Origin of the sequence: Acinetobacter sp. UBA5934 (genome assembly GCF_002430855.1) — a bacterium.
GTDB lineage: Bacteria > Pseudomonadota > Gammaproteobacteria > Pseudomonadales > Moraxellaceae > Acinetobacter.
On record NZ_DJDC01000058.1, the window covers coordinates 1 to 21,764 of the forward strand.

The window sequence follows — 21,764 nt, forward strand, 5'->3', positions numbered from 1 at the left end:
TGGAACTCACGTTTCGCGATTAGTTCAGCTTGCTGAGGTGGAATTTCTTTTTGCAGCACCAGATAACGTGAACGAGGTTTATCGTTCATTTTCTTTTTCAGCTCGGCACGATCCATCCCCACCGCATCGGCAAGTTCATCCAGATTCAGGTTTTTATCCGGCAACTGACGTTTCAGTTTGCGGTTATTCGGATCTTTGGCCAGTTCGGCAGTAATTTCATCAAACTGTTTTTTGGTTTCAAAATAATCACGCGGATCAATCACCACCTTCATGACCGGTGTACTAATCGCCAAAGGCACACCATGACGGTCATAGATCACGCCACGCATCGCCTTGATTTTTTCCGTTCTTAAAATATTGGCATTGGCCTTGTTTTGCAAAAAGTCCTTGTTGATGACCTGCACATAAAATGCACGGCCCACCAAAGCCAAAAAGCACAGTAAAACTACACTCCACATCAGATAAAAACGCCACATATCTACGCTAAGGGCGGTTTTTTCGGTAATCGGCTGCTGCTTTTTGCGTGTTGCCTGCTTTGTTCTATTGTCCACCATATTACAGCTAGCCTTATTTTTTATCTTCTGGAGTCATTGGTAAAGAAATTACAACCGTCTGTGCTGCAGGGGGCGAATACATGCGCAATTGGGTTACAGCACGCGTGCCAATTTGTGCAGTCGCACCAAAGGTTTGCTGCTCAATCAGCAAACGCCCCCACTCTGCATTCAGATCATCCCTTTCCCGCATAAATGAGCTTAATTCGCGATAATCATGACGATATTCAAATACCTGAAACACCACCATCAGCGCGCTAAGAAAGACCAGCAGCAGCAAAACAATATAACTGATGGTTTTTTTCATCGGTTTTTTGTCGGTTTTCTTTTCAACAACTTCAGTTTTCATTATTCGCCTTTTGAAGCTAAGCGCTCTGCAACTCTAAGCCATGCACTACGAGAACGAGGGTTGGCTTTGACCTCTGTTTCACTGGCACGAACTCGGGAAATTTTCTTTAAACGACGGGTATCTTCCCGTTCTTGTGGCATACCCCAACTGGTATCTTCCGCTAAAGTCGATTCTTTTTGAATAAATTGTTTAATTAATCGATCTTCTAATGAGTGGAAACTGATCACTGCCAGACGACCTTCTGCTTTAAGCACATCCACTGCTTGCGGCAAGAAAGCTTCAATATCATCTAATTCTTTATTAATGGCAATACGGATGGCCTGAAAAGTTCGGGTTGCCGCATGTTTATTTTTTTCCCATTTCGGATGGGCAACCTTTACGATCTCTGCCAGTTGAGCCGTAGTTTCAATATAACCCGCAGCTTTAATGGCTTTGGCAATACGGCGACTGTAACGCTCTTCACCATACTGGAAAATAATATTCGCCAAAGCTTCTTCTTCAATATCCACCAGCCACTCGGCTGCCGTTGGACCTTGCGAATTGTCCATACGCATATCCAGCGGACCATCTTTCATAAAGCTAAAGCCACGTTCTGCCTGATCCAGCTGTGGAGATGACACCCCTAAATCCGCCATCACACCATCAACCTTGTCGATACCCAACGCTTCCAGTTCCTGTTTTAAATCGGCAAAACTGGCATGAATAATTTTAAAGCGTGAATCTTCCTGTTCTAATTGCGCCGCGGTTTCCAACGCTTGTGGATCTTTATCAAAAGCGTAAACACGTGCATTTTCATCCAATTTAGACAGCAATAAACGGGTATGACCGCCACGACCGAAAGTACCATCGACGTAAATTCCTGTATTGCGATCTGCCAATAAGGCATCAACAGTTTCGTGAAGTAATACAGAAATATGCGACATAAGGGTTCAATCAATACTAGGAAAAATGTAACTGCACATTATTACCTTGTTTTGATAAAGCTCCAAACGACTTTTTGTAGGGAAATATTACTTTTCATAGAGAAAACCGTTTTTAACTGTCTTTCAGCAGGTTTTATGTGATCTTTGCGCTGAATTTATCTTATTTTAAAAACCCAATGCCTGTATTTATTATCTGTTAAAATCTGCTATCTCCCACTTTAACCGATCAGCAGCGAAAGGGAATTTTTCTTACCTGGTTTCTTGGATCGAGCTTCAAGATCTGCGCTTTATTTATGACAAAATTACCGTTATTCATTACTGGCATTTGCTTTGCCGTAATGAGCTTGATTTATCTATGCATCATTACACCCAATAAAGATGAAAAAGCCGTTCATCAGGCCACCTTATGTAATGTGATCCGTCATAATCCGGCTGTTTTCACAGCCAATGAATTGTTTGAACAGGTCAAGTTCACTTATGGCAATAGCACGCCAAGTTATGCCTATCACAAGCCGAAATTTTATCAAAACTATACTCAGCATATGGTTGATGATTATTTAAAATTAACACCTGAGCAGCAGACTCGGGCAAAAGCCGACTATCAAACCTGTCGAGATTTACTTAATCAGTAAAAAATAAAGTGCATAACTTTTCAGCCCAGATTCAGTTCAAAATAAAAAAGCCAATCACAATGGATTGGCTTTTTAATGACAGATCAACTGATTATTTACGGGTGTTATAAATCTGGTCGAAAGTCGCACCATTCACAAAGTGAGTCTGTTGTGCTTTTGCCCAGCCACCAAAAACTTCATCAATAGTAAATGTTTTAATCTTTGGAAATTGTGCAGAATACTTAGCTAACACTTCAGGGTTACGTGGACGGTAGAAATATTTTGCCGCCATGTCCTGACCCAATGGTGAGTACAAGTAGTTGATATAACCTTTAGCTAACCACTTGTTGCCATCTTTATCTACGTTTTTATCCACAATGGCAACCGATGGTTCAGTTAAGATAGACATCGACGGATAGATAATATCAAACTTGTTTTTACCCAAGCTTTTTTGAGTCACCAAGGCTTCATTTTCCCAGGTCAACAACACATCACCAATACCCCGTTCCGCGAAAGTGGTCATTGAAGCACGCGCAGCCGAGTCCATCACTTTAACGTTGTGGTACATCTTGCCAACGAAGTCTTTGGCTTTGGCATCATTACCACCCGGTTGTTTCAGTGCATAACCCCAAGCCGATAAGTATACCCAACGTGGTAAACCGCCTGTTTTCGGGTTCGGGGTAATAATCTGTACGCCCGGTTTGGTTAAATCTGACCAGTCTTTAATGTGTTTTGGATTGCCTTTACGCACCATAAATACGATGGTTGAGGTATAAGGTGCAGAGTTATGCGGGAATTCTTTTTGCCAGCCCGGTTGGATTTGACCTGACTTAACAATTTCTTCAATGTCGTTGGCCAGAGCCAAAGTCACCACATCAGCTTTTAAGCCATCCACTACAGCACGCGCCTGCTTACCTGAACCGCCATGAGACTGTTTAAAATTGACAGTACGACCGGTACGTTCTTTCCAGTAAGCACCAAAAGATTTGTTGAATTCTTCATAGAATTCACGCGTTGCATCATAAGATACATTTAAAAATTCACGCTCTGCCGCCTGAGCAGAAGTTGTAGTAAAAGCCATGCCGGTAGCCAGCAATGCTGCACTGAATAACGCTTTAAATTGAGTTTTCATTGCAATACAGATCAATTATCTTCATTAATGCTAAATATATGAAATAAAGTCATAAATCGCAATAAATTAAACTGCTGGTAATTCAACACAATATTTGCACCATTTGTTTAAATTTATGTTTTTATTCAAGAATCACTCGAACAGTTTACTTATTCCTTATATATACTGTTTTCTGAATTAGATATGAAAAAAACGGATAATAAATTATCCGTTTTTTGCTTCTTTATAGAAAATGAAACTTAATTTTTCTCAGTATAAATCTGATCAAAAATAGCTCCATTCACAAAATGGGTTTTCTGTGCCTTGGACCATCCACCAAACACATCTCCAATAGTGAACAGTTTGATTTTTGGAAATTGTGCCGCATATTTTGCTGCTGCTTGCGAATTACGCGGACGGAAGAAATACTGGGCTGCCAGCTCCTGGCCCTTAGGCGAATATAAATAGTTGAGATAACCTTTGGCCAAATTACGATTGCCGTTCTTATCGACATTTTTATCGACAATCGCCACAGATGGCTCAGCCAGAATTGAAATAGAAGGATAGACAATCTGATATTTGTCTTTACCTAGTCCTTGAGTCGCCAGCAAGGCCTCATTTTCCCAAGACAACAGTACATCGCCAATACCACGTTCAGCAAAAGTGGTTAAAGAACCGCGCGCACCGGAGTCCAGTACTTTGACATTGCCATAAAGTTTTTTCACCAGCTCACGTGCTTTGGCATCATTCCCGCCCGGCTGTTTTAACGCGTAGCCCCATGCTGACAGGTAAATCCAGCGAGGTGCACCACCCGTTTTCGGATTTGGCGTAATGATCTCCACGCCCGGCTTGGTTAAATCGTTCCAGTCCTTAATATTTTTAGGATTTCCCTTGCGTACCAAAAAAACCACGGTCGAGGTATAAGGAGCAGAATTGTTTGGAAATTGCTTTTGCCAGTTTTTATGAATCAGGCCGGCATTTACAATTTCGTCAATATCGTTGGCGAGCGCCAAAGTGACGATATCAGCTTGCAAACCATCAATTACGGAACGCGCCTGCTTGCCTGATCCACCATGAGATTGCTTAAAATTGATGTCCTGTCCGGTACGCTGCTTCCAGTAGGCACCAAAGGCCTGATTATATTCCTGATAAAACTCACGAGTCGGATCATAAGAGACATTCAGAAAATCTTTCGCGGCGAAGCTCTGTGTGCTAAAACCCCCAAGCAATGCCAAAAGTATCGATGCGATTATTTTTTTCATGTGTAACACTCTATTTCACTGTTATTTAATAATGAAGTCACTATATAAATCATAAATATTTTTAACAATCATAAACTTATAATATTTTATTGATTAAACATCGATTTTAGAGATATCCATAAAAATGCTTTAAAATACACTTTTTACACTAAAAGCCTTCATAGTGAATTTGCAACCTATTGTTTTTAATCACCCTCCATGTTTTCTCCATACTTTTTTGATACAAAGTGCAAAATCTTTATAGGTTTTTTATTATTTTGTAATAAAGTGTGATGTAGTTCTACTTTTGTATTTTTTTGTGTGGTTAAATGCTAATCACTCATTTAATTAAAACAATATATAAAATTCCAGCACCAGAAGGGGGATGTGGAAATGCGCTATACCGCAATTATACAAGCTTTAAGCTTAAGCTTAACTTTAGGATTTATGGCTCAGCTGGGACACGCAGCTGCGATTAAAGGTACTGAATCCAAAGTCATGTTAAGCGCTGAAAAATCTTCATTGATTGAAAAAGCCTTGCAACAGCAAAAACAAGGTGACAATACTTTACGTGCCGATAACGACTTAAAGATACTGACCGAAATTAAAGTTGCACCGACTCAAAGCTTCTTTGCCGCTCAAAACCAGAAATTTAGCCGTTTTCTGCAAGTATTTTTTCCACAAAACAACTCTTAATTTAACAGTGAACCTCTTGCCCCTTTAAGAGCTTCCCATCTAGCCTAATCATTTCAATGTTGAATTTAACATTAAGTGATTAGGCTTTTTCGTTATAATAGCCCCCATTCACATTCTGAAAAATATTGGTTATGACTGTCCGTACTCGTATTGCGCCTTCTCCTACCGGCTTTCCACATGTAGGCACTGCTTATATTGCCTTGTTTAACTTATGTTTTGCTAAACAGCACGGCGGTGAATTTATTCTTCGTATTGAAGATACTGACCAACTGCGCTCAACCCCCGAATCTGAAAAAATGATTTTAGATTCATTGCGCTGGTTAGGCTTGAATTGGTCAGAAGGTCCAGATGTGGGTGGTCCACATGCGCCTTACCGTCAGTCTGAACGTATGGGCATCTATAAACAATATGCTTTGGAACTGGTTGAAAAAGGCCACGCATTCTACTGCTTCGCAACTGCTGAAGAGCTCGATCAAATGCGTGCAGAACAGCAAGCCCGTGGTGAAACGCCTCGTTATGACGGCCGTGGTTTATTGTTGTCTCAGGATGAAGTTGAACGTCGTTTAGCTGCTGGCGAACCCCACGTCATCCGCATGAAAGTACCGACTGAAGGTAGCTGTAAGTTCGACGACATGCTGCGTGGTGAAGTGGAAATTCCTTGGGCACAAGTGGACATGCAAATTCTGCTGAAAACCGATGGCTTGCCAACTTACCACCTGGCAAACGTGGTCGATGACCATCTGATGCAAATCACCCACGTAATTCGTGGTGAAGAATGGATTCCATCAGCACCGAAACACCAGTTGCTTTACCAATACTTTGGCTGGGACATGCCTGTGCTTTGCCACATGCCTCTATTACGTAACCCGGACAAATCAAAACTGTCTAAGCGTAAGAACCCAACCTCTATCAATTACTACAAAGACATTGGTGTGTTACCGGAAGCCTTGTTGAACTATTTAGGCCGTATGGGCTGGTCAATGCCAGATGAACGTGAAAAATTCACTTTGGCTGAAATGATTGAGCATTTCGACATTAAACGTGTATCCCTGGGCGGTCCAATCTTTGATGTGGAAAAACTCAACTGGCTGAATGGCCAATGGATTAAAGCGCTCTCTCCTGCTGAATTGTTAAATACGCTTTTGGCATGGAAAGCAGATCGTCAAACTTTAGAAGATATTGCTGCTGCCATTCAGCCACGGATCAACTTGTTGTCTGAAGCAGTAAATTGGGCCGGTTTTTATTTCAATCAGTTCCCAAGCATCAGTAAAGAACAGTTTGAAAGCAAAAAACTGTCCGAAGAACAGGTTCGTCAAAGCTTGCAGTTTGCCATTTGGCGCCTGGAAAGTCTGTTCACCTGGAACAATGACACGGTAAGCCAAACCTTAATGGACCTAGCGAACCAGATGGAAGTGAAGCTGCGTGACTTCATGCCAACTTTCTTTATTGCCATTGCTGGTTCAACCAGTTCAACTCCAGTGATGCAGTCGATGGTGACGATTGGTCCTGACTTAACCTTCGCGCGTTTACGTCATGCACTGGAAATTGTCGGTGGTCCGAGCAAAAAAGAAGCAAAAGCTTGGGAAAAACTCAATGAAAGCTTAAAATTGCCGAAAAATGATGCAGTTGATCAAGCATAATTGATTTTATAGTTGACGTGTAAGCGCAATAGCCCTAATATTGCGCTCACACAAACTGGGGTCATAGCTCAGTTGGTAGAGCGCTACAATGGCATTGTAGAGGTCAGGAGTTCGATCCTCCTTGACTCCACCAAAGTTTGCTGTTTTACCTGTGTTGCCTCAATTGTCCCTATCGTCTAGAGGCCTAGGACATCGCCCTTTCACGGCGGTAACCGGGGTTCGAATCCCCGTAGGGACGCCATATTCAAGATCAGCATAATATATTTATGCTGATTTTATAAAAAACCCAAGCATTGCGACTTGGGTTTTTTATTGCCTCAATTTTTTCTCAACTTTTATTTGCGCTGTTTTTGCTTTCTGCGTCATTCTGATTAAAATAAGCGATAGATTAAAATTATGGAGTTGTAATGCAATACCGTTGCCCCAAATGCCAAAGTCCTAAAATTATGCCTGTCGCTCAAGCCGGTAGCCCTGCAGTACGACCTGTAGTTCCTAAAAGCCTTGTCTTTCTTATTCCAGCAGTATTTATTTTATTGCTGTTGGTTTTAATTAGCATTGCGATGTGGATTTTTGGCGATGGTGCAGGCTCTACCCTGCAAACTGCAACTGTGGTGGTCTTTATTATCTGTATCATTGCCGGCTTCCTGTTTTACCGCGACCTGCCTGATTTTAAAATTTCCATGCAAGGCTTTATGCAATCACAAAAGAAATGGAAATGTCGTGAATGCAATCACGAATGGGAAATCTAAAAGAGCTTTGATTTCACATCAGCTTCAGTGCTGATGTGAATCTTGCTGATGATGTGAGTGTGGATCGTGATCATCATGGCGATGACCGGATGAATGTACCCCACATTCATAATCTTCAATCTGTAACGTTATTTCCCGAATGCCATGTTGATGGCTCAACATCTCCAACGCTTGCTGATATAACAGATTATGATCTGCCTGAGGTGCATAAAGATGTACAGTCAGGTGAATATTCTTGGAAGTAATAGCCCAAACCTTGAGTTGATGGATGCTTTCCACATCCTGCAGGCTCAAAAGATCATTACGCAACTGCTCAATATCAATTTCTTCCGGCACCCCTTCCAGCAGAATATTGATACTCTGTTTCAGCAAAATCCAGGTTCTAGGCAAAACCCAAAAACCAATCAGCACTGCAATAAGGGTATCTACCCACATCCAGCCAGTAAAATAGATGATTGCAGCCCCAATAATCACCCCGATTGATCCTACCGCATCACTTAAAACTTCCAGATAAGCTCCTTTCACATTCAGGCTTTCTGTTGAGCTGGAAAATAAAATCTGCATAGAAATCAGGTTAATGATTAAGCCAATCACCGCAACTATCAGCATTCCCATACTTTGAATTTCAGGTGGATGGCTAAACCTCTGATATGCCTCGAACAGAATATACATCGCCACAATAAACAGCATCGAGGCATTAAACAGGGCCGCCAGAATTTCAAAGCGCTGATAACCAAAAGTTCGCTTATCATCTGCCGGCATTTTGCCAATTTTGATCGCCACCAAGGCAATCGCTAAAGCTGCAGCATCGGTAAACATATGCGCTGCATCAGAAAGCAATGCAAGACTTTGCGTCATAAAACCTGCAATGACTTCAATAATAAGAAAAACGCAGGTGAGCGCTAAAGCAAAGGTCAGCTTTTTGGCATTCCCTTCGGTTACCACCGCATGACTATGATCATGTCCATGATGTTCAGACATATCTCCCCTCTACTACTCTATTTTTTTGATTTTCGGTGTAATAATTCAGCATAACAATACAGTTATAGCCAATAACATGACACTATTGTTGCAATTCAATGATTAAGAACATTAGCCTTAAATAGGCTCATTGCTTTTCTATCGTGTATTCTCTAAGATTAAAAAGACACAAAAACAATAATTTATTAACAATTAATACAGAGTGATTATCAAATGAAAAATCAAATTACAAATAAAGAATACCTAATTTAAAAAAAGGATATACATTAAAAATATTGGATAAATAGCATTTAATCCGGAGGTAATGAATATGATCTTACAGAAAATAAAACAGATTATTTATACTTGGTTACCTCGACTGGGTGCTCAAATGCAAGCCAGCTATAACCCTATTTCCGAGGTGCAGTCACACTATGTACAAGCCCAATATTATGAGAAGTTAGCGCTCGAACATAGTCAAATATTCGAACAACTGCATGCGAATCACCTTACATCAGAAAACGACCCTGTCACTCAAGATAAACGCAATGCAATGTGGAACTTCCTAAGCGCTGCATTAAAAGGACATCGCGATTCTCAGTATAAACTTGGCCTATGCTATTTGAATGGTGACTTAGGTTTAGATAAAAATTACACTCATGCGCAGGAATGGCTAGAAAAAGCAGCCAAGCAAGGTCATCCGGAAGCAAAAAAGACTTTACTGTACAGTTATTCTCAAATTGCCTTTTAAATAAAAAAAACCAGCCCGCAGGCTGGTTTGTTTTACATCCAAATTAGGGATTAACTACCGATTTTGCGATATTTTTGACGCTTCGCTACAAGGTCATCACCATCACGTTTACGGCGGTATTCTTCAAACTCAGCATAGTTACCGGTGAAGAATTCAGGGGTTTCACCTTCGAATGACAAGATGTGCGTTGCAATACGGTCTAGGAACCAACGGTCATGCGAGATCACCATCACAGTACCCGGGAATACCAGAATGGCATCCTCAAGTGCACGCAAGGTTTCGATATCCAAGTCGTTCGATGGTTCATCGAGTAGGATAACGTTAGCACCCATTTGCAGGATTTTTGCAAGTTGTAAACGGTTACGCTCACCACCTGACAATTGACCTACGCGTTTTTGCTGATCTTGGCCTTTGAAGTTAAAGCGACCAATATACGCACGAGATGCGATTTCGTAATCACCAATCTTCAAAATATCTAGACCGCCAGACACTTCTTCCCAAACGGTTTTGTTGTTGTCTAGCGTGTCACGGATCTGACCGACATAAGCCACTTTAACCGATTCACCCAGTGTTACTGTACCGGTATCTGGTTGCTGTTCGCCAGTCATCATACGGAATAGCGTGGTTTTACCAGCACCGTTCTCACCCACAATACCCACAATTGCAGCAGGTGGTACTGTGAAGCTTAAATCTTTATACAGGGTACGGTCACCAAACGATTTGCTGATGCCTTCCACTTCCACAACCTTGTTGCCCAGACGTGGACCAGGCGGAATGTAGATTTCAGAGGTTTCGTTACGCTGTTGGAATTCGCGTGAGTTAAGCTCTTCAAAACGCTCCATACGCGCTTTGTTTTTCTTTTGCTGACCTTTGGCATTTGAACGAACCCATTCAAGTTCTTTTTTCAATGCTTTAGCAAAAGATTCTTCTTGCTTGTTCTCTTGCTCTAAACGGGCATTTTTCTGCTCAAGCCAAGAAGAGTAGTTACCTTGATACGGAATACCCATACCACGGTCAAGCTCAAGAATCCATTCCGCAACGTTATCCAGGAAGTAACGGTCATGGGTAATCGCTACGATGGTACCCGGGAAGTCTTTCAAGAAACGTTCCAACCAAGATACAGATGAAGCATCCAAATGGTTCGTCGGTTCATCGAGAAGCAACATGTCTGGTTTAGACAGCAGTAAACGGCAAAGTGCTACACGACGGCGTTCACCACCTGAAAGCTTAGATACATCTGCATCCCAAGCTGGCAGGTTTAATGCAGCAGCCGCCTGATCCATCTGGTTAGTCAGATTATGCGCATCCCAAGAATGGATGATTGCTTCCAGCTTCTCTTGTTCTTTTGCAAGTGCATCGAAATCAGCATCTTCAGCTGCATATTCAGCAAAGACTTCGTCCAGACGCGCCAAAGCATCAAGCGGTTCACGCAAACCATCTTCAACGTTACCACGAACGTCTTTGGTATCATCTAAAGGTGGTTCTTGCTCAAGGTAGCCGATTTTAATACCCGGTTGCGCACGCGCTTCACCTGAGAAATCTTTATCTACGCCAGCCATAATACGAAGCAAGGTAGATTTACCTGCACCGTTTAAACCAAGCACACCAATTTTTGCGCCTGGAAAGAATGATAAAGAGATGTCTTTTAAGATTTCGCGTTTAGGCGGTACTATCTTAGACACACGGTTCATCGTGTAAATATATTGGGCCACGTAGGACTCCTCTATAGAAAAAGCAACATTCGCACTCTAACCAAAGCAGTATGCGAACAAATATTTGGCGGGCATTATACGATGAAAGCGGCAAAAAAATAAGGCATAGCTTTCATCTTCAATAGATTGTTACAACTCAGTCGCCGTTTGTTTTTTAAACGCGATCTTGCGGACTTAATGTTGAGCAAGTTTTGCTTAAAAACTTTTAACCTTATAAATAAATAAGATATTTTATTCTATAAATATGCCATTTTATTCATATTCATAAATGCTATATTGATTAAAACTAACTCACGCAGATGACGTAAACATGACTTATAAAGATGAAACACTGGCTATTCATGCCGGATATAGCCCAGAACCGACAACAAAAGCAGTGGCTGTGCCGATTTACCAAACCACATCTTATGCCTTTGACAATACTCAACATGGGGCTGATTTATTCGATTTAAAGGTTCAGGGCAATATCTATACCCGGATTATGAACCCGACTACCGCAGTTCTCGAGCAACGTCTGGCAGCCCTGGAAGGCGGGATTGGGGCTTTGGCTTTGGCATCCGGCATGTCAGCGATTACCTATGCCATTCAGACCATTGCTGAAGCCGGTGACAATATTGCTTCGGTTTCTACACTCTATGGCGGGACTTATAATTTATTTGCACATACTTTGCCAAAACAAGGCATTGAAGTGCGATTTTTTGATTATCAAAAACCTGAAAGCTTGCATGAGCTGATTGATGACAAAACCAAACTGGTGTTTGTGGAATCAATTGGTAATCCACTGGGTAATATTATTGACCTCGAAGCCATTTCTAAAATTGCGCATGAATATGGCGTCCCGGTAATTGTCGATAACACCGTTGCCACGCCTGTTCTGCTTAAACCCTTTGAATATGGTGCAGACATTGTTGTGCATTCATTGACCAAATATATCGGTGGTCACGGTAATTCTATTGGTGGCGCTATTGTCGATAGCGGTAAATTCCCTTGGGGCAAATATCCTGAACGTTTTAAAGTCTTGAATACGCCCGATCCGAGTTATCATGGGGTCAATTATGTCGAAGCTTTGGGTGAAGCAGCCTATATCGCCCGTGCCCGTGTGGTGCCATTACGCAACACCGGTGCTGCCATTAGTCCACTCAGTGTATTCCTGATCTTGCAGGGTTTGGAAACTTTAAGTCTGCGCATGGAACGCCATACCGAAAATGCACAAAAGGTGGCGGAATATTTACAGCAGCATCCGAAAGTGAAATGGGTCAATTATGCTGGCCTAAAAGATCATCCACAGCATGCTTTGGCACAAAAATATGTGAAAGGTAGACCTTCTGCCATCCTGTCTTTTGGTGTGCAAGATGGTCGAGAAGGCGGCACCCGTTTTATTGATGCCCTGCAACTCTTTACCCGTCTGGTGAATATTGGCGATGCCAAAAGCCTGGCCTGTCATCCAGCCACCACCACCCATCGTCAGCTCAATGAAGAAGAGCTGAAGTCTGCAGGGGTCAGTATTGATATGGTTCGCCTATCGGTTGGAATTGAACATATTGATGATTTGATTGCAGATTTAGAGCAGTCGCTGGCTCAAGTTTAATACTTTTCTGTTCGCCGATATTACCTTCTTCCTGATCGGGAGAAGGTTTTTTATTGTTTGATATATTTCTTACTCTAGCTCTTTGCTTTATTTGAAATTCATGGTAAAAATTAAATTATAGTTCGAACAATAATAGAGCAATTGCTCTAATTATATTTTCAAATTCAATAACTTATTTGTAGATTTTTTTATTACATTCGCTATTATAGTCGACTCGAGAATAGCTCAAATTTCCTAAACTTTGAGCGCTAGAATCAACTAAAAAAATAATCTAAATTTTTATTCTATTGAAACCAGGAAAATATTGTGAATTCAAGATTAGAGAAACTCTTTCAGAATCGAGTCAACGGCAAAGTTGTTTTAATCACAGGTGCATCAAGTGGTATTGGTTTAACCGCTGCACATAAACTTGCCGAAGCCGGTGCACATGTTCTGTTGGTGGCTCGTACCAAAGAAACATTAGATCAAGTCAAACAAGAAATAGAAGCCAAAGGAGGCAAAGCCTCTGTTTTCCCATGTGATTTAAATAACATGGAGTCTATTGATGAAGTATCAAAACAAGTTTTAGCGTCTGTAGATCATATTGATATCCTGATCAATAATGCAGGACGTTCGATTCGCCGTGCGGTTCATGAATCAACCGACCGCTTCCATGACTTTGAACGCACCATGCAGCTAAATTACTTCGGTGCTATTCGTTTAGTCATGAATATCCTGCCGCAAATGATGATTCGCCGTGATGGTCATATCATCAATATTAGCTCGATTGGTGTTTTGGCCAATGCCACACGCTTCTCGGCTTATGTAGCTTCTAAAGCAGCGCTGGATGCTTTCAGTCGCTGTCTATCCGCCGAAGTGCATTCGCATAAAATTGCCATTACCTCAATTTATATGCCGTTGGTTCGCACACCAATGATTGCACCAACCAAAATCTATAAATATGTGCCTACCCTATCTCCTGAACAGGCAGCCGATTTGATTGCCTATGCGATTGTAAAACGTCCGAAAAAAGTAGCCACAAATTTAGGTCGGTTGGCGTCTATTACCTACTCGATTGCACCAGATATCAACAATAAATTGATGTCGATTGGTTATAACCTGTTCCCAAGCTCTTCCGCTTCAGTAGGTCAGCCACAGAAACTGAACTGGGTACAAAAAGCGTATGCACGTTTGTTCCCGGGTGAACATTGGTAAGATTGTGCGGTATGAAAGCCAGTCATTAGACTGGCTTTTTTATGTTATAAACAGCCATCTCTTTTTTATTTTTAGATTTTTATGCGGATTGCTGCCCTCATTTTCCAATATGGCTGTTTTGCCTTTGCTCTTTTTCTAGGTTACCAGATTTCGACTTCATGGCATCTGCCAGAATATAAATTAATGGATATCGTTAGTGATGTTGGTAGTATTTTAATTTGTATCGATCTGGCGATGTTTCTGCATTTCAACAAATCGATTGCAGCGTTGAAAATGAAAGATCCTTCTCAACAGCCATCTGTACAAGTTTCTACATTAGAAAAAGTGACACGTCGGTTAGGTCATTTGGGCATTATGCTGATTTTATGTGGCTGGATTGTGCCTAAACTTTAAATAAAAAAACCTCCCGATGGGGAGGCTTGTTTTAAGAAAGATCTTCCAAGCCGCATGTCTTTAAATATTCATATGTACTATCGTATTTTGATTTCGGACGTGTCCAATCACACTCATCTACTTTCGGAATATAAATCACCATACCTTGCCGAGCTCGAGTCAATAATACGCGATAGGCATTTAGCAAATATTGTTGTTTTTCTTTCTGCCTGATCTGTTGCCAACAGGTCCCTTTAAATGCCTGATACTGCCATCCATTGTCATAATAAAAATTAATGTCCCAAGCTAAACAGCTAAAGTCAATTTCCAAGCCCTGTATATCAAACTCGGTTGCGATTTCCTCTAAATAATATGAAGATCGCACATCCCTAGGAGAGTTTAAAAACCAATCTGGCGGAGAAATTTTATTTTTTACATCAATTCCTTCTGCTCTTAAGCGCCGTGCACCAGAGCTTGCAATGATTCCATAACGCTCAGACCCTTTTGCTTTGGTCTTCAGCCATTTTTTAGCTTGTTTTAAATCACGTGTGAGATAAATCGGATAATCATTCTTTATATTTTGATAAAGTTCAGCCGCCAACTCTGGCTCATCATCTAAAAGATGGTGAATCAATTGCGATACACGTTCACTGCGAAATGATCTTACCGATACAGCCAAATGCAGCGAACTTTCACAGATACCCTGCTGTTTTAGCCATTCTCTCTGTTCAGTTGCAGCTAAATAAACTGGCTCATCCAGGATCTTATCTGAATAATAAATTTTCCAATCTGGATAATTTTGCTTTAAGGCTTCAATCCATTCTGTGACACCGGCTTCACCCGTATTGATTTCTTGTCCACCGCCAATTAGACACACAATTACACACCAATCTTGATGCCGATCCATCACCCGAATCAGGAACTCGGGTTCAGACATATCAAAGTCATCAATACCCTTTTTTTGTTTCATAAAATTAGAAACTTGAGCTTTTTGCCAAGCTCTTTGTGCTTCATCAAATACAACTACTTTTTCAAATGGAATTTCTTGGGACTGTAGATAGTAATCCCGAAAATGGTGAATATTTTGAATAAAGGTTTTCGCATCACGCTCAGCATTTGTTTTCTTCGCAACTTCACCTTTGCTTTTCGCAATTTCAACCGTATTTCGAGCTAAGGCTTGCTGTAAAACATCAACTAGAGGGCCATTTCCAGACAAAAAGACTGAATGTTCCGACTCATCTGCTTTTAATCTTTGATTAGCAATATTTAAGCCCGCCAACGTTTTTCCAGCCCCAGGAACGCCTGTGAGAAAACAGAGAGCTTTTTGATGAGTTCGTTTACTTGTTTCAATAATGGACTCAATCTGGCTTGAGCTTAACTCTAGATTAATCGCACCCGCATCGCTGCGAGAAATTTCTTCCACTTGATGACCCTGATAAAGAGCTTGGGCTGCTTCAATAATTGTAGGAGTAGGTTTATAAACTGAATTTAACCAGCGCATTGCATCAATACGCTCTATACCTGCATTTTGCTGAATAATCTGTTCTATTGTTTCTTTTAAATTCAATTCATTGCAACAGAGCACATCCTCAAGCTGAGTCAGCTTAGACCAATCAATATCTTTCTCGTCTGCTTGTGTTGCCACCAACACGGGAATAACTTTTTGCCGATCGCTTCCTGCATGAAAATTAATTAAATCTAAACAGTAATCAATGGCTTGTGTCTTTGCAGAAGCTGAATACTGTTTTTCCCCTACTTTAAATTCAATGACAAAAATTAAATTATTAAAAATTAAAATATTATCAACTCGTTTTCCCATACGAGGAATTGCAAATTCAAAAAATAAATGTCCTTCTTTAATTTCTGAGAAGTTATGTTTTAAAATTTGAATTTGTTTGAGCCATGCATTTTTTTGCTGGTCTTCCAAAGCAAATTGATGTGCTTGCGCTAAATGACCCAGAATCCCTTCAGATGAATCAGAAATAAAATTTTGAATGGTATTATGGTAATAGCAACGCACTATTTTTACTCTAAGTTTTATATTTAATATTTTGAAATATAAAATAAAAAACCTCCCAATGGGGAGGTTTTTTATTATGAATCAAAGATTATTTCGAACCTTTAATCCCGGCTTGAAGTAATAATGCACCCAAACCACCAATTTTATTTTCTTGTGGTTTAGCCGCTTGAGGTTTCTTGCCTTGTGGGCGGTCGCCTTGCGGACGTGCATGCTGTGGACGTTTAGCTTGAGGCTTACGTTCACCGCATTGTTCATTTTGAGCATGGTCGCGGCGTGGCTGACGTGGCGCTTTAGCCGGAGCTTCTGAACCTTCAGGACGCATCGACAGGTTCACACGGTTACGTTCAGCATCGACAGTCAACACACGGACTTGAACGATTTGACCCGGTTTCACCACTTTATGCGGATCAGAGACAAACTCATTCGCAAGTTCAGAAATATGCACCAAACCATCTTGGTGTACGCCTACATCCACGAATGCACCGAAGTTAGTCACGTTAGTGATCACACCTTCTAACTGCATACCTTCAGTCAATTGTGACACTTCAGTAATGTCTTCACGGAATTTAGCGGTACGGAATTCTGGACGTGGGTCACGGCCCGGTTTTTCAAGTTCAGCCAATACGTCTTGGATGGTTGGCAAACCAAATTGCTCATCAGCAAATTCTTCTGCATTCACCTGGCGAATGATTTCAGAATTACCAATGATGTCTTTTACCGTAGTGGCTTTTGCTGCAACAATTTTTTCTACCAAGCCATAAGACTCAGGGTGAACCGCAGATGAATCAAGTGGTTCAGAACCATTTTGAATACGCAAGAAACCTGCTGCTTGTTCAAAGGTACGCTCGCCTAAACGTGGTACATTTTTGAGTGCCTGACGGTTATCAAAACGACCGTTTTCCTTACGGAAGTCGACAATTTGCTGTGCAATCGATTTATTCAGACCCGCGATATAACCCAAAATCGCTGAAGATGCGGTATTCACATCTACACCCACCGAGTTCACACAGTCTTCAACCACTGCTTCTAGTGTTTTCGCCAAGCCAGCCTGGTTCACGTCGTGTTGGTATTGACCCACACCAATCGATTTTGGATCAATCTTCACAAGTTCAGCCAATGGATCTTGTAAACGGCGTGCAATAGACACAGCGCCACGAATTGAAACGTCTAATTCAGGAAGTTCTTGTGAAGCCAACTCAGATGCTGAATACACCGATGCACCTGCTTCACTGACTGAAACGCGAGTCAAATTCAAATCAGCATTTTGAGCCATCATTTCAGCAACAACAGCTTCAGTTTCACGGCTTGCAGTACCATTACCAATCGCGATCAAATCGACATTGAATTCACGGCAAAGACGAGCCAGTTCTGCAATTGAACCTTCTTTATCTTCTTTTGGCGCAAACGGATAAATGGTGCTATGCGCAACCACATCGCCTGACTGGTTCACTATAGCCAGTTTCACGCCGGTACGGATACCAGGGTCTACACCTAAGGTACAACGTGCACCCGCAGGAGCAGAAAGCAATAAGTGACGCAGGTTTTCAGCAAAGACTTCCATCGCCTCGCTTTCAGCAGCCAAGCGTTTTTCGGTCAATAATGAATGTTCAATTTGTGGACGGACTTTACCCAGCCAGAACAATTTTGCAGTTTGCTTCAAGTAGTCTTGACGTGCTTGCGGTTGCACTGTGTCCAGATTGTATTCAGTTTCAATACGGCTCAGTAGTGCGTCATCTTCGCCATCCACCTTTAAGCCCAATACGTTTTCCTGACGGCCACGAAGCATGGCCAGCAAGCGATGTGAAGGTACTTTATTCAGGTTTTCAGAAAAATCGAAGTAATCACGGAATTTTTTACCGACTTCTTTTTTCTCTTCACTTGCCACTAAACTTTTTAGAACAGCAGTTTTGGCAAAGTTTGCTTTAAGTTCAGTCGTTAAAGCAATATTTTGCGCCCAGTCATCAATCAGAATGTGCTGGATCGCATCCAGTTGGCTTTCCACGTCTGGATAATCTTCATGGCTAAAGCCAGCCAATGCTTCAGTAGGCTCGACCTGCTCGCTAAAGATTTTCTCAGCAATAGGACCCAAGCCCGCTTCTTTGGCTTTAAAAGATTTGCTGGTACGTTTTGGACGGTACGGCGCATAAAGTTCTTCTAAAGCATTCTTGGTTTCAGCAGCATTAACACGTGCCAACAAATCATCTGACAATTTATTTTGTTCTTTCAGAGATTCGATTACTTTTTCACGACGTTCAAATAAGTCACGTAGATACGATAAACGGGTGTCGAGTTGGCGTAACTGGGTATCGTCCAAGCCTTGAGTTACTTCTTTACGGTAACGTGCGATAAATGGAACGCTGGCACCTTCATCAATCAGCTTGATGGCAGCTTCTACTTGATTTGGACGTACGGCAATTTCTTTTGCTAACTGCTGAACTAAGTCAGTCATCGTGTTTGATCCCACAAGGATAAGTACTAAATGGCATGATTATAAAGACCAAGCCCATAAAATCCACAATTGTTTTGATTAAATTTATAAGTGGTCAGTATTGCCAATTCATGTTTTTTTTATAATTTGCCACAAAATTAAGTGATAAGTAGATTTTAACCCTCCATATTCAACATTATAAGCCATAATTTAGATGTATATATTTGGTATCTATGTCTTGATTTTATCTGCAATATTTGTTGCTTTAGAGCATAGTAAACAGATACAAATGAATCGTATACTCAAGACCATCCGAACTTTTGTTTACGATGACAATAAAGAACAAGGAGCACATCATGAGTTTAGTGGTACCTGCTGAAAAAACAGATCCAGTACAAACCGAAACTGATCGCGTCGAACGCATTCTCGTTGTAGATGATGATGTGCGTTTACGGACGTTATTACAGCGTTTTCTAGAAGATAAAGGCTTCGTGGTCAAAACTGCTCACGATGCAACGCAAATGGATCGTTTATTGCAGCGCGAACTTTTCTCCCTGATCGTGCTCGATTTTATGCTTCCTGTGGAAGATGGTTTAAGTATTTGTCGCCGTTTACGCCAATCCAATATCGATACGCCGATTATCATGCTGACTGCCCGTGGCAGCGATTCTGACCGCATTGCAGGTCTGGAAGCGGGTGCCGATGATTACCTGCCTAAACCATTTAACCCGAATGAGCTGCTCGCACGTATCCGTGCCGTATTACGTCGTCAGGTCCGTGAAGTTCCGGGTGCACCAAGCCAGCAAATGGAAGTGGTGAGCTTCGGTCCATGGTCACTGGATTTGTCTACCCGTACCCTCACCCGTGAAGGCCAGGTGGTCACGCTGACCACGGGTGAATTCGCGGTACTAAAAGCCCTAGTCCAACACCCTCGTGAACCTTTAACCCGTGACAAGTTGATGAACCTGGCACGTGGCCGTGAATGGGGTGCGATGGAGCGTTCGATTGATGTTCAGGTGTCTCGCTTACGTCGTCTGGTGGAAGAAAACCCTGCCCGTGCGCGTTATATCCAAACGGTGTGGGGCGTGGGTTATGTGTTTGTTCCAGATGGCGCTGAGTAATTAAAAAACGGATTTTGGATTACTAAAGTAAGAAAATTCCGTGACAAACCATTCGCAACTGTTCGAGGCTGGAGATATCAAATCAATAAAGTTTCTGTGATGATTTTGATGATTGAAATGATTTGACGAGTTTTACGAATGGAAATGGTTTTGCCTACTTTTGCCGAATGAGAAATACATTTCGCAAGGTAGGTCGAACCGAAGGTTAATACTTGTATTATGACGATAACCATAATGACTCCGTCATGACTAGACTCCTCATCCAATACTTCGGTACATAGAGTGAAATTAGAACCCATCGACCCACAAAAATTTACTGATTACGAAGCTTATTCGGAAAAGAAGCGAACCCGCTCGGAACGCTTTCTCGATAAGATCAAGCCGCGTTCTGCTGCAATGCGTACCACTGTGCTCGTGTTATTTGTTGTATTTTTCAGTTTATTTATGTCGTTATGGTTCTTTTGGCGTACCCTTTACCTTCCGGAAATCCAGCAGCATGCGCGCTATTTAGGAGTAGAGCTGGAAATTCTGAATAATCCCGACTTACGCATTTTTCATAACAATGCTGAAGTGGATGCCGATTTATGGTTAAAAAATCGGGTCGGAATTGAATACATTACCAATCCTGCAGAATATCCCCGGGTAAAAGACAAGGTGATTGCCGAGTTTTTTACCAATCAAATAGAAAAAAAGCTGGCCAAAGAACTGAAAGTTGAAAATGTAACCGTCTATTTCCAGTTTAAACCCAGTCCGCGCATTTGGATTCAGACTCCGGAAATGAACGGACATTGGGTGCGTGAACCTCTAAAAACCTATGCCAACTATAGTCCGGAACTGATCTATGGCTGGTTAATTGGTGTGCCACTGATTGCTGCTGCCATCATTTTAACGCTGGTGCGCCAGTTAAACCGCCCGCTTCGCCGTTTACAAGATGCCGCGAACAGTTACAGTAAGACCGGCTCTGCGCCCTATCTGGAAACCAATCATGGCCCGCAAGAGATTCGTGAAGTCAATCAGGCTTTCAATCAGATGATTTATACCCTAGATCAGACTGAACGCGACCGGCGTATCATGTTGGCGGGGATTTCTCATGACTTACGTACACCTCTGACCCGCATCCGCTTAAGTGCAGAAATGATGCCTGATGATGACTTCCTGAAAGAAGGTTTCATTTATGATGTCGAAGATATGGATGCGATTCTGAATCAGTTTATTTCTTATATGCGCGATGGTTCAGATGAGGAACTGCAAGACACTGACATCAATATGCTGTTACAGGAACTGATCATTCAGTTCAAACCATTAGACATCCGTTTTACAGCTCAGGATATTCCGGTCATTCAGGCGCGTAGCCAGTCTTTAAAACGCTTGATTGGTAATCTGATTAATAACGCAAAACGCTATGGTGCAGAACCAATCGAGTTATCTGCCAAAGTAGAAAACCATCATCTGCTGATTAGTGTTGCTGACCATGGTGAAGGTATCCCTGAAGATCAGATTGAAGATTTAATGCAACCTTTCGTGCGTGGCAATGAAGCCCGTACCATCCAAGGAAGTGGTTTGGGTTTGGCTATTGTGAAACGTATTGTTGACCTTCATCAAGGTCATCTCACCATCCATAATCGCCCAGAAGGTGGATTAGAAGCGCTTATTTCTTTACCTCTACCTCAAGATGAAGTTGAGGAAAATATAACCCACAGTGCTTTAGGAAAAATTAAGCAGACGATCAGTGGGCACTTTTGAGTCT

The 21,764-nt window shown here is 41.7% G+C and carries 19 protein-coding genes, 2 tRNA genes and 1 pseudogene; 12 read left to right on the forward strand and 10 right to left on the reverse strand.

Features of this window, described 5'->3' with window-relative positions; genetic code table 11:
• The 3 genes and pseudogenes from ftsI to rsmH all read right to left on the reverse strand — a co-directional run.
• Positions 1-554 (reverse strand): annotated as a pseudogene (ftsI, locus tag B2Y23_RS03800) (penicillin-binding protein PBP3); the annotation flags it as partial.
• 13 nt (positions 555-567) lie between these two features.
• Positions 568-900, reverse strand: a complete 333-nt coding sequence (ftsL, locus tag B2Y23_RS03805; RefSeq protein ID WP_291354919.1) for a cell division protein FtsL — start codon at positions 898-900, stop codon at positions 568-570.
• Positions 900-1,823, reverse strand: coding sequence for a 16S rRNA (cytosine(1402)-N(4))-methyltransferase RsmH (rsmH, locus tag B2Y23_RS03810; RefSeq protein ID WP_291354916.1), 924 nt, complete (start codon positions 1,821-1,823; stop codon positions 900-902). The genes ftsL and rsmH overlap by 1 nt, the downstream gene beginning before the upstream one ends.
• Positions 1,824-2,116: 293 nt before the next feature.
• Here rsmH and B2Y23_RS03815 point away from each other — a divergent pair, with 293 nt between their 5' ends.
• On the forward strand, positions 2,117-2,455 hold the full coding sequence (locus tag B2Y23_RS03815; protein ID WP_291354914.1) for a hypothetical protein: 339 nt from the start codon (positions 2,117-2,119) through the stop codon (positions 2,453-2,455).
• 91 nt (positions 2,456-2,546) lie between these two features.
• Here B2Y23_RS03815 and B2Y23_RS03820 read toward each other — a convergent pair whose 3' ends face one another.
• Both B2Y23_RS03820 and B2Y23_RS03825 read right to left on the reverse strand, forming a co-directional pair.
• Positions 2,547-3,566 carry a sulfate ABC transporter substrate-binding protein gene (locus tag B2Y23_RS03820; RefSeq protein WP_291354912.1) on the reverse strand — a complete coding sequence of 340 codons (1,020 nt, stop codon included), beginning with the start codon at positions 3,564-3,566 and terminating at the stop codon, positions 2,547-2,549.
• A gap of 239 nt (positions 3,567-3,805) precedes the next feature.
• The gene (locus tag B2Y23_RS03825; protein WP_291354910.1) at positions 3,806-4,807 is read right to left on the reverse strand and encodes a sulfate ABC transporter substrate-binding protein; all 1,002 of its coding nucleotides are present in this window, start codon (positions 4,805-4,807) and stop codon (positions 3,806-3,808) included.
• Between the two features lie 372 nt (positions 4,808-5,179).
• Between B2Y23_RS03825 and B2Y23_RS03830 the strand changes: the two genes are divergently transcribed.
• From B2Y23_RS03830 to B2Y23_RS03850, 5 genes are all read left to right on the forward strand, one after another.
• Positions 5,180-5,482 (forward strand): hypothetical protein, encoded by a 303-nt coding sequence (locus B2Y23_RS03830; protein WP_291354908.1) that lies wholly within the window; start codon positions 5,180-5,182, stop codon positions 5,480-5,482.
• 131 nt (positions 5,483-5,613) lie between these two features.
• Entirely contained in the window at positions 5,614-7,122 is a 1,509-nt protein-coding gene (gene gltX / locus B2Y23_RS03835; RefSeq protein ID WP_291354907.1) for a glutamate--tRNA ligase, read from the forward strand.
• Between the two features lie 57 nt (positions 7,123-7,179).
• A tRNA-Ala gene (locus tag B2Y23_RS03840) sits at positions 7,180-7,255 on the forward strand.
• 32 nt (positions 7,256-7,287) lie between these two features.
• Positions 7,288-7,363: transfer RNA gene (locus B2Y23_RS03845), tRNA-Glu, on the forward strand.
• Between the two features lie 166 nt (positions 7,364-7,529).
• Positions 7,530-7,871, forward strand: coding sequence for a hypothetical protein (locus B2Y23_RS03850; protein WP_291354905.1), 342 nt, complete (start codon positions 7,530-7,532; stop codon positions 7,869-7,871).
• A gap of 24 nt (positions 7,872-7,895) precedes the next feature.
• On the opposite strand, the gene B2Y23_RS03855 is transcribed toward B2Y23_RS03850, so the two are convergent.
• Positions 7,896-8,852, reverse strand: coding sequence for a cation diffusion facilitator family transporter (locus tag B2Y23_RS03855; protein WP_291369117.1), 957 nt, complete (start codon positions 8,850-8,852; stop codon positions 7,896-7,898).
• A 310-nt stretch (positions 8,853-9,162) separates the two neighbouring features.
• Here B2Y23_RS03855 and B2Y23_RS03860 point away from each other — a divergent pair, with 310 nt between their 5' ends.
• The gene (locus B2Y23_RS03860; protein WP_291369119.1) at positions 9,163-9,582 is read left to right on the forward strand and encodes a tetratricopeptide repeat protein; all 420 of its coding nucleotides are present in this window, start codon (positions 9,163-9,165) and stop codon (positions 9,580-9,582) included.
• Between the two features lie 50 nt (positions 9,583-9,632).
• Here B2Y23_RS03860 and ettA read toward each other — a convergent pair whose 3' ends face one another.
• Positions 9,633-11,294 (reverse strand): energy-dependent translational throttle protein EttA, encoded by a 1,662-nt coding sequence (ettA, locus tag B2Y23_RS03865; RefSeq protein WP_291369121.1) that lies wholly within the window; start codon positions 11,292-11,294, stop codon positions 9,633-9,635.
• A gap of 310 nt (positions 11,295-11,604) precedes the next feature.
• Between ettA and B2Y23_RS03870 the strand changes: the two genes are divergently transcribed.
• The 3 genes from B2Y23_RS03870 to B2Y23_RS03880 all read left to right on the forward strand — a co-directional run bounded on the left by B2Y23_RS03870 (position 11,605) and on the right by B2Y23_RS03880 (position 14,469).
• The gene (locus B2Y23_RS03870) at positions 11,605-12,882 is read left to right on the forward strand and encodes an O-acetylhomoserine aminocarboxypropyltransferase/cysteine synthase family protein (protein WP_291369123.1); all 1,278 of its coding nucleotides are present in this window, start codon (positions 11,605-11,607) and stop codon (positions 12,880-12,882) included.
• Between the two features lie 306 nt (positions 12,883-13,188).
• Positions 13,189-14,076 carry an SDR family NAD(P)-dependent oxidoreductase gene (locus B2Y23_RS03875; protein ID WP_291354894.1) on the forward strand — a complete coding sequence of 296 codons (888 nt, stop codon included), beginning with the start codon at positions 13,189-13,191 and terminating at the stop codon, positions 14,074-14,076.
• A gap of 183 nt (positions 14,077-14,259) precedes the next feature.
• Complete coding sequence (locus tag B2Y23_RS03880) at positions 14,260-14,469, forward strand: hypothetical protein (RefSeq protein ID WP_291369124.1); 210 nt, start codon at positions 14,260-14,262, stop codon at positions 14,467-14,469.
• A gap of 31 nt (positions 14,470-14,500) precedes the next feature.
• On the opposite strand, the gene B2Y23_RS03885 is transcribed toward B2Y23_RS03880, so the two are convergent.
• Positions 14,501-16,471, reverse strand: a complete 1,971-nt coding sequence (locus B2Y23_RS03885; protein WP_291369156.1) for a DUF2075 domain-containing protein — start codon at positions 16,469-16,471, stop codon at positions 14,501-14,503.
• A gap of 85 nt (positions 16,472-16,556) precedes the next feature.
• Entirely contained in the window at positions 16,557-18,917 is a 2,361-nt protein-coding gene (locus B2Y23_RS03890) for a Tex family protein (protein WP_291369126.1), read from the reverse strand.
• 335 nt (positions 18,918-19,252) lie between these two features.
• Here B2Y23_RS03890 and ompR point away from each other — a divergent pair, with 335 nt between their 5' ends.
• A complete protein-coding gene (gene ompR / locus B2Y23_RS03895; RefSeq protein ID WP_086174583.1) occupies positions 19,253-20,017 on the forward strand; it encodes a two-component system response regulator OmpR in 765 nt (254 codons plus the stop codon).
• Between the two features lie 77 nt (positions 20,018-20,094).
• Here ompR and B2Y23_RS03900 read toward each other — a convergent pair whose 3' ends face one another.
• A complete protein-coding gene (locus B2Y23_RS03900; protein ID WP_291354883.1) occupies positions 20,095-20,250 on the reverse strand; it encodes a hypothetical protein in 156 nt (51 codons plus the stop codon).
• 49 nt (positions 20,251-20,299) lie between these two features.
• Here B2Y23_RS03900 and B2Y23_RS03905 point away from each other — a divergent pair, with 49 nt between their 5' ends.
• Positions 20,300-21,760, forward strand: a complete 1,461-nt coding sequence (locus tag B2Y23_RS03905) for an ATP-binding protein (RefSeq protein WP_291354881.1) — start codon at positions 20,300-20,302, stop codon at positions 21,758-21,760.
• Positions 21,761-21,764 lie beyond the last annotated feature (4 nt).

Excerpts from the sequence above, each read along its gene's own strand:
- ftsL (WP_291354919.1), bottom strand. The coding sequence starts at position 900 with ATGAAAACTGAAGTTGTTGAAAAGAAAACCGACAAAAAACCGATGAAA.
- rsmH (WP_291354916.1), bottom strand. The coding sequence starts at position 1,823 with ATGTCGCATATTTCTGTATTACTTCACGAAACTGTTGATGCCTTATTG.
- B2Y23_RS03815 (WP_291354914.1), top strand. The coding sequence starts at position 2,117 with ATGACAAAATTACCGTTATTCATTACTGGCATTTGCTTTGCCGTAATG.
- B2Y23_RS03820 (WP_291354912.1), bottom strand. The coding sequence starts at position 3,566 with ATGAAAACTCAATTTAAAGCGTTATTCAGTGCAGCATTGCTGGCTACC.
- B2Y23_RS03825 (WP_291354910.1), bottom strand. The coding sequence starts at position 4,807 with ATGAAAAAAATAATCGCATCGATACTTTTGGCATTGCTTGGGGGTTTT.
- B2Y23_RS03830 (WP_291354908.1), top strand. The coding sequence starts at position 5,180 with ATGCGCTATACCGCAATTATACAAGCTTTAAGCTTAAGCTTAACTTTA.
- gltX (WP_291354907.1), top strand. The coding sequence starts at position 5,614 with ATGACTGTCCGTACTCGTATTGCGCCTTCTCCTACCGGCTTTCCACAT.
- B2Y23_RS03850 (WP_291354905.1), top strand. The coding sequence starts at position 7,530 with ATGCAATACCGTTGCCCCAAATGCCAAAGTCCTAAAATTATGCCTGTC.
- B2Y23_RS03855 (WP_291369117.1), bottom strand. The coding sequence starts at position 8,852 with ATGTCTGAACATCATGGACATGATCATAGTCATGCGGTGGTAACCGAA.
- B2Y23_RS03860 (WP_291369119.1), top strand. The coding sequence starts at position 9,163 with ATGATCTTACAGAAAATAAAACAGATTATTTATACTTGGTTACCTCGA.
- B2Y23_RS03870 (WP_291369123.1), top strand. The coding sequence starts at position 11,605 with ATGACTTATAAAGATGAAACACTGGCTATTCATGCCGGATATAGCCCA.
- B2Y23_RS03880 (WP_291369124.1), top strand. The coding sequence starts at position 14,260 with ATGGATATCGTTAGTGATGTTGGTAGTATTTTAATTTGTATCGATCTG.
- B2Y23_RS03890 (WP_291369126.1), bottom strand. The coding sequence starts at position 18,917 with ATGACTGACTTAGTTCAGCAGTTAGCAAAAGAAATTGCCGTACGTCCA.
- ompR (WP_086174583.1), top strand. The coding sequence starts at position 19,253 with ATGAGTTTAGTGGTACCTGCTGAAAAAACAGATCCAGTACAAACCGAA.
- B2Y23_RS03900 (WP_291354883.1), bottom strand. The coding sequence starts at position 20,250 with ATGGTTATCGTCATAATACAAGTATTAACCTTCGGTTCGACCTACCTT.